General features: G+C 62.8%; 8 protein-coding genes. 5 read left to right on the top strand and 3 right to left on the bottom strand.

Translation table 11 applies throughout. The annotated features are described in order from the left end of the window. The first annotated feature begins 661 nt into the window (after window positions 1-661). Window positions 662-907, top strand: a complete 246-nt coding sequence (locus HV796_RS34410) for a hypothetical protein (protein WP_175232353.1) — start codon at window positions 662-664, stop codon at window positions 905-907. Window positions 908-961: 54 nt separating this feature from the next. Here HV796_RS34410 and nhaR read toward each other — a convergent pair whose 3' ends face one another. Next, a complete protein-coding gene (nhaR, locus tag HV796_RS34405; RefSeq protein ID WP_175232352.1) occupies window positions 962-1,846 on the bottom strand; it encodes a transcriptional activator NhaR in 885 nt (294 codons plus the stop codon). Window positions 1,847-2,210: 364 nt separating this feature from the next. On the opposite strand from nhaR, the gene HV796_RS34400 reads away from it, so the two are divergent. Genes HV796_RS34400 through HV796_RS34385 form a run of 4 tightly spaced genes read left to right on the top strand, consistent with a single transcriptional unit; the run spans window position 2,211 to window position 4,846 of the window. After that, window positions 2,211-3,602 (top strand): ATP-grasp domain-containing protein, encoded by a 1,392-nt coding sequence (locus tag HV796_RS34400; RefSeq protein WP_175232351.1) that lies wholly within the window; start codon window positions 2,211-2,213, stop codon window positions 3,600-3,602. Further along, a complete protein-coding gene (locus HV796_RS34395) occupies window positions 3,599-4,504 on the top strand; it encodes a hypothetical protein (RefSeq protein ID WP_175232350.1) in 906 nt (301 codons plus the stop codon). The genes HV796_RS34400 and HV796_RS34395 overlap by 4 nt, the downstream gene beginning before the upstream one ends. 20 nt (window positions 4,505-4,524) lie before the next feature. Continuing rightward, window positions 4,525-4,689: a hypothetical protein gene (locus HV796_RS34390; RefSeq protein WP_175232349.1), complete on the top strand. Its 165-nt coding sequence runs from the start codon at window positions 4,525-4,527 to the stop codon at window positions 4,687-4,689. Window positions 4,690-4,708: 19 nt separating this feature from the next. Further along, the gene (locus HV796_RS34385) at window positions 4,709-4,846 is read left to right on the top strand and encodes a DUF3563 family protein (RefSeq protein WP_175232348.1); all 138 of its coding nucleotides are present in this window, start codon (window positions 4,709-4,711) and stop codon (window positions 4,844-4,846) included. 41 nt (window positions 4,847-4,887) lie between these two features. Here HV796_RS34385 and HV796_RS34380 read toward each other — a convergent pair whose 3' ends face one another. Next, window positions 4,888-5,805, bottom strand: a complete 918-nt coding sequence (locus tag HV796_RS34380) for an ABC transporter ATP-binding protein (RefSeq protein WP_175232347.1) — start codon at window positions 5,803-5,805, stop codon at window positions 4,888-4,890. A gap of 63 nt (window positions 5,806-5,868) precedes the next feature. Further along, window positions 5,869-6,867, bottom strand: coding sequence for an ABC transporter permease (locus HV796_RS34375; protein WP_175232346.1), 999 nt, complete (start codon window positions 6,865-6,867; stop codon window positions 5,869-5,871). Window positions 6,868-6,894 lie beyond the last annotated feature (27 nt).

Genomic DNA, 6,894 nt, shown 5'->3' with positions numbered 1-6,894 from the left:
CCGGGTTGGTGCGACATCAACCTTACATGAGGCTTGAGCCGTATGCGGGGAAACTCGCCTGTACGGTTCTTAGGGGGCGGCGGCGCAGCAATGTGTCGCTGCTACCCGACTTTTCCACGTCCGACGATCGGATGCGGATCGGATGCGCAAGCAGTGCTCAACGCGCGCAGGCAAGAAAAAACCCGGCTGGGAGCCGGGTCCTGAAGGTCGCCGCCGGCCCGTTGCAGCCGGATGGCAGCCGGTACCGCCGCCATCTTTGCCTTGCGGCAGTCGACAAGGTGTCGACGATGGTCTTCGTTCACCACCCCCCGGTAGTTCACGAAAGCGGACGGCGAGTCGGGCGCGACGGCCCGCGGCTCGCGCGGCCGTACCAATGTAGAAGGGAACTCTTAATCGGAACTTAAGGCCGACCAACTCATGCTGGAAAACGCAACAATTCGCTTGCGCAGCAAAAAGCGGGCTTTATTCAGTCTTGCGATACGTCGCAAGTTGCATGTGTGGCTCGATAGCCGGTCACAACGTGCGCGCGTCTGCCTATCATGTGAGAGCGGCAGGTAGAGCGTGTCGCCACCGACGCGGCCGCATCGCGCCGCCGCGCTCAAACCCGACGCCCCGCATTCAACCCGCCAGACGATCGCCAGAAAGGGACCGGAGGATATCGATGCAGAACCCCGCTCTGTTTCACGTGCTGCTCGACCATCTCGAGGCGATCGGCACGCCGCCGCACGACGTCGAGCGCTACGTCGACCGCTGGCATCGGCTGAGGTCGCACGAAGCGTTTCCCTGCCCGGTCTGCTTTCTGTCGGGCGAGGAGCAGCCGCTTGTGCTGCGTGCCGCGCAGGGCGAGTTCATACCGGTCGAATGTCCGAGTTGCCGGACGCGCTTCGAAGTGCCGCTTGAAGACTAATGACCGCGATCCAGCCGGGTTCTCGGCAAGCAGACGACGCGATGGTTCGCGCAGTTAAAGCTCGAGCCGCCCACCGGCCCGCGTAATCTCCCCAACCGCCGGATGCCTCGCTCTTCCATCGAGCGAAATCGCGTAGAACTCATGCCGCACCTCGTCGACCTGTCCTAGCGGCAACAACGCATGTTGTGCCCGCAACGACGCCTCGAGCACGGACGGCGCGACAATCGCGCCCCTGCCCTCGCCCGCGAATGCAATCATCAACGCGCCATCGTCGAATTCGCCGAAGATGGGCGGCGCGAGACCGTTCGATACGAGCCACGCGTCGAAGCGCGCCTTCAACTCGCTGTCCGAGCCCGGCAACAGCATCGGCATGTGTGCGAGGCATGCGGGGAATGTCTCGCGATGCATTTCCATCAAAGCGGCCGTAGCGAACACCGCCATGCTCGTCGAGCCCAGTTTGTCGCTACGCGCGCGCGGCGGGCTTGAATCAAGCCATGGCGCATCGCACAGCACCACATCGAGCCGATGTTCAGCAAGCTCGCCGACCAGCGCCATCTGCCGGCCCTCGCGACACACGACACGCAAGCCCGCGTGCGCCGTCACGGCGGGCTCGATCAACCGGCATGCGATTGCCTTGTGGATCGAGTCCGCAATACCGACGCGCAGCACATCGACGCTTCGGCGCGGCGCGCGCAACTCACGTTCGAGTTCGGCGCCCAACGCGAAAATCTTCCCCGCGTACTCCGCGGCCACGCGACCGGCGTCGGTCAATTCGACAAGACGTCCGCGCCGTCGCAGCAACACACAGCCGAACCGCTCTTCGAGTGTCTTGATCTGGCTGCTCACGGTCTGCGGCGTCAGATGCAGCCGCTGCGCGGCCCCCGCGATACCACCGTGTTTCGCCGCCATCCACAGGTAATGCAAATGCTTGTAGTTCATACGATTCACCGCTTCTCGATGCAATGCGATCAACGTGCGTCAGACATGACCCCATTGGTCACGTCCCCTCGTGGCAAACGCATCGCATAACAAGCCGCTAAACGCTTAAACGGCGGCTGAACAAGGTTTCGATGCGTCAATGCCGCGCATCGTAGCGAGAAAGAATGAGTCGGAAATTAGACTCGCTGCGGATCCTTCCAGCCTTTTGCTGGCTTGACTCGAGCGCGATCGCAAGCGCTGTCTGCGTTGGTTTTTCCTTCGTATCGCCAGGTTTTTTCGAATATTCGAAGCGCCGCTTGCCTCCTACATTGCCGTCATGGGTCGTCGCGCAGGCAGCGCGGCCCTCCAATCAGGAGATCACCTCATGGCAAACGCAAACGGCAAACTGATCCTTATCGTCGATGGTTATTCGACCGGGCGCGAACTGGTTCGCGAACTGAACCGGCGCGGCGCGATCTGCATTCACCTGCGCTCGACGCCGGAGATCCCGACGCTCGCGGCCGCGAGCTTCGATCCTGGTCCATACGCCGTCGACCTCGGCTATCTCGGCACGGTCCAACAAGCGCTCACGCGCATTCCGTCCGTGCGCCTCGACGCGGTGGTCGCAGGCTCCGAGTGGGGCGTAACGTTTGCCGAATCGCTCGCGCTCGCGCTCGGCCTACCGACCAACCGGCCCGAGACATTGAGCGCACGGCGCGACAAGTTCGACATGATTCAACAGTTGCATGCGCATCGATTGCATGCCGCGCGGCAGGCGAAGATCAGGTCCGCGGCCGACGCGCACGCATGGGCGCGACGGCATGACCACTGGCCGGTGGTCGTCAAGCCGCTGCTTAGCGCAGGCTCGGACGGCGTCGTGATTTGCCACGATCACGCGGACATTCACCGTGCCGTCTATGCCGCGCTGTTTCATGACAATCTGCTCGGCGGGTTCAACGATAGCCTGCTGATCCAGTCGTATCTGGAAGGGCCGCAGTTCATCGTCAACACGGTCAGCCAGCGCGGCACCCATCACGTGACCGATGCGTGGCATGTCGACTACCGCATCGTGCGCGGCGGCTCGATGGCGATGGAATCGATGACGCTGCTCGATCCCGACGCACCGCCAAGCCACGCTCTATTCGACTACACGCGCCGCGCGATCAGCGCGCTCGGCATCGAGAACAGCCCGGCACACAGCGAGTTGCGGATCACGGAACAGGGGCCGGCGTTGATCGAGACCGGAGCGCGGCTGATGGGCGGGATGATGGACGCGCCGTCGTATGCGGTGGCCGGTCTGCCGACGCAGGCCAGTCGCTTTGCGGATCTGCTTGCCGCGCCACGCGACCCGGTCGGGCCTGGCACATACGAACGGCGGCGACATCTGGCCAAAGTGTTCTTCGTATTTGGCGACAGCGGCCGGGTGACGTCAACGCAAGGGCTGCGCAAGCTCGCAAGCTTGCCTTCGTTTCACGCGCACTATCGGCCGCTTGCCCCTGGCGCGAGAGTTTGGCGCACGTCCGATTCGCTGTTCTGCGGTGGCGTCGTGTATCTGGTTCATGACGATCCGCTGCAAATTCGTCTGGATATCGCGCAATTTCGTGCGTGGGAAGCTGCGCGGGCATTGTATGCGGTTGAGGCGGTTGAGGCTGCTGCGCCTGCCGGGGCTGGGGCTGGAGCTGGAGCCGCCATCGCTGTGAGTGCGCATGCGGGTGCCGGTGATCGTCCGTGTGTTGCGGATGCGGCGCTTCTTGCCATTCCCGGCGGTTCAACGTGAACTCCGCCCATGCGCTGTCGTTCCTCGCCGTGTTGATGCAATCGACCGGCAAGGTGATGTACGGCACGTTTCTCGAAGCAGTCGCGCCCGCACAGTTTTTGTTGATCAGCTTTTGCGTGGTCGCGGGTGTGTTTCTGATCGCCGCGCGTGGCCGGCTACCCGCCGGCGCGCGCGGGGCGATCGTGGCGGTCAATGTGTGGACAGCGGTTGCGTTTGTTTGCTTCTTCTATGCGCTGAAACATTTGTCGCCCGCTGCGGTTGGGGCGATTGAGATTGGCGTTGCCGTGCTCGTCGCGGTGGTAGTGGCGTCGTGGCGCAGTCGAGGCCGGCCGCGTGCAGCGAAGTTGTGTGTCTGTGCGGGGATTGTCGGTGGCTGCGCGTTGCTTGTGCCGGTTGAGCTGGAGCGGGCGGCGGCGGTGTCGTGGAATACGGTGTTTGCGATTGCGGCAAGCGCGAGTGCAGGCGCTGCATCGACGCTGATGGTTGGCGCGTTTCAACAGCTCGCCCATCGTGGCTGGGGGCCGTCCGCGATTCTGGCGCACCGGTTTTATTTGACGATTACGGTGGCCCTTGTTTGGGTCGCAATGGAAGGCGGCGTGGTGGTTCCTGCGGTGGACGATGCTTTGCCCGTTGTCGCGGTTGCGGTGATCGGCGTGATGTTGCCGCTTCTGTTGATGCAGTTCGCCGTACGCAAGACCGATGGGTTGACGCTGATGATCTGTATGGCCCTGCAGCCGGTGATGTCGTTCGCGCTATCGATGCTGTCGCCGGTTTATGCGTGGCAGCCGGTGACGTTGATCGGAACATTGGTTGTGGCGGGCGCGTTGGGCCTTGATGTGTGGGTTGAGCGGCGTGGACAGGTAACGGCGGTCGCAGCGCGGACGCCTCAGGCCGCGGCTTGAGGTTTGCACACGAGCTTTCGATGTACAAGCGCCGCAGCGGCCACGTCCTCACATTCCGCTCATTTTCCGGCTTTACGATGGGCTTTATCGACGTACCGCAGTTCAGGCATGAACGGATTGCACGAACGTCGCACAGGATCGCCGGCGACGGCGAACTCGATATCCACGGGCCGAGCCCGATTTGAACTCTGACTGGAGACTACGATGATCACCTATCTGCTGGGCAAGCTGGGCGAATGGCTCGAACGTGCGGAGCAGCGACGGCGCGAAGCGCATCTTTCGAACGCGAAGGATCTCGCGGATATTGAACGGCGGATGAATTATCTCGACAGGAACGCCTGAAAACCGCGCCCCGTCGTCGCCGGTCCGGCGTACGCGCAATATCACTCCACGTTGTCCGATACGTCGGTCATCCGGATCATATGCGGCTTGACAGCATCGTCGTCCTGATCGTCGCCCGCGGCCGTGGGCGGATGAATCAGCGCTTCGAGCCGCGCTTTGGTCGCGACGAATTCGGCGGAAGTCGCCTGTCCGTAGTCGCGCGGCCGCGGCACCGGCACTTCGATCAGTTCCTGCACTTCACCGGGGTTCGCCTTCAGCACCAGAATGCGGTCCGCGAGAAAAATCGCTTCGTCCAGATCGTGCGTGATGAACAGCACCGTCACATCGATATTGCGCCAGATATCGAGCAGATGCGCCTGCATCTTCGCGCGAGTTTGCGCATCGAGCGCGCCAAACGGTTCGTCCATCAGCAGGATGCGCGGCCGGTTCGCGAGCGCGCGCGCGATCGCAACCCGCTGCTTCATGCCGCCCGACAACTGGTGCGGATAGACATCGGTGAATTTCGCGAGACCAACCAGATCGAGCCATTGCAACGCCTCGCGTTCGGCCTGCGTGCGGCCCATGCCGTTCATCTTCAGGCCGAACATCACGTTCTTCTTCACCGTGAGCCACGGAAACAGCGTGTAGCCCTGGAATACCATCCCACGATCGGCACCCGGCCCGTCGACCGGCTTGCCGTCGATCAGCACCTCGCCGCTGGTTTGCCGCTCGAGCCCGGCGAGGATGCGGATCAGCGTGGACTTGCCGCAGCCGGACGGCCCGATCACACAGACGAACTCGCGCCGGTGCGTCTGGAAACTGATGCCGTCGAGTGCGACATGTTCGCCGCGCGGTGTGGGGAAGCGCTTGCCGAGGTCGCGCACGTCGAGAATCACGTTGCGCGCTTTCAGACGGTCAAAACGCGTGCGCACCGCGTCGGACTGCAGCAAATAGGACGGTACCGGTTGCGGATTCAACATGATGAATTCCTGTGAATGGGCGTTGGAACAAACGGGCCGCGAGGCAGGTCGAGTCTCGCGCGCCTACGCTTTCAAAGTACGGTCCCACGGAAAAAGCCGGCGGCCGATAAACGCGAGCACGAGGTCGGTGCCCAGCCCGATGATGCCGATCATCATGATCGCCGCGTACACGTTATCGAAGTGCTCATAGCGTGCCTGCTGCGTGATGTACCACGTGATGCCGGAGCTCGTGCCGACCAGTTCGGCGACGATCAGATAGGTCCACGCCCAGCCGAGCAGAATCCGCTGATCGCGATACAGGTCCGGCAGGATCCCGGGAATCACCACATGCGTGAGCAGCTTCAGCTTCTTCGTGCCCAGCGTCATCGCGGCTTCGAAGAGCGCGTAGTCGAGCTTGCGCGTCGTATTCGCAACGATCAGCACCTGCTGGAAGAACGTACCGATCACGATAATCGCGATCTTCGGCCCATCGTAGATGCCGAGAACCGCGACCATCAATGCACCGAACGCGGGCGCCGGCAGATAGCGGAAGAACTCGATAAACGGCTCCTGCAGCCGCGCAAGCGCGCTGTATGTGCCGCACACGATGCCAAGCGGCACGCCGATCGCAGACGAGATCACGAAGCCCCAGAAGATCACCTGGATGCTGTGCCACAGGCTCTGATGCAGCCACGGGCCGTCGCGCGTCGCGGGCGGCGTCGTGAACGCGGTATAGAACGCGCGCAGCACTTCATGCGGCGCCGGCAGATAGACCGGATTGGCCGACATGCCGGTCGGCAGTGCCGCATGCTTCGCACGCGCCTGTGCCAGTTCATCGTTGAAGGTCGCCTTGTCGATCCGCATGCCCGGCTGGAAATAATCGACGCTGCCGGGGTTTTCGATCAGCATCTGCGGATGCCAGACAAACGGCACGTAGCTGAGCACGCACCAGACGAGAACGGGCAGGACGAACGAGCCGATCCCGAGCATCCAGCGGCTTTTCGTCGACAGTTCGCGGCGCACCGCGAACCAGTCGGTGCGGTTGCTTGCGCGTGCCTGGCTTGCGCGTGCTTGAGCGGTCATTGAATTCTCCTTGCGCGGTTCATGGCG

Origin of the sequence: Paraburkholderia humisilvae, from assembly GCF_902859855.1 — a bacterium.
GTDB classification, from domain to species: Bacteria; Pseudomonadota; Gammaproteobacteria; order Burkholderiales; family Burkholderiaceae; genus Paraburkholderia; species Paraburkholderia humisilvae.
The sequence above is the reverse complement of the archived record's forward strand: the minus strand, read 5'-3'. Positions and strand labels throughout refer to the sequence as shown.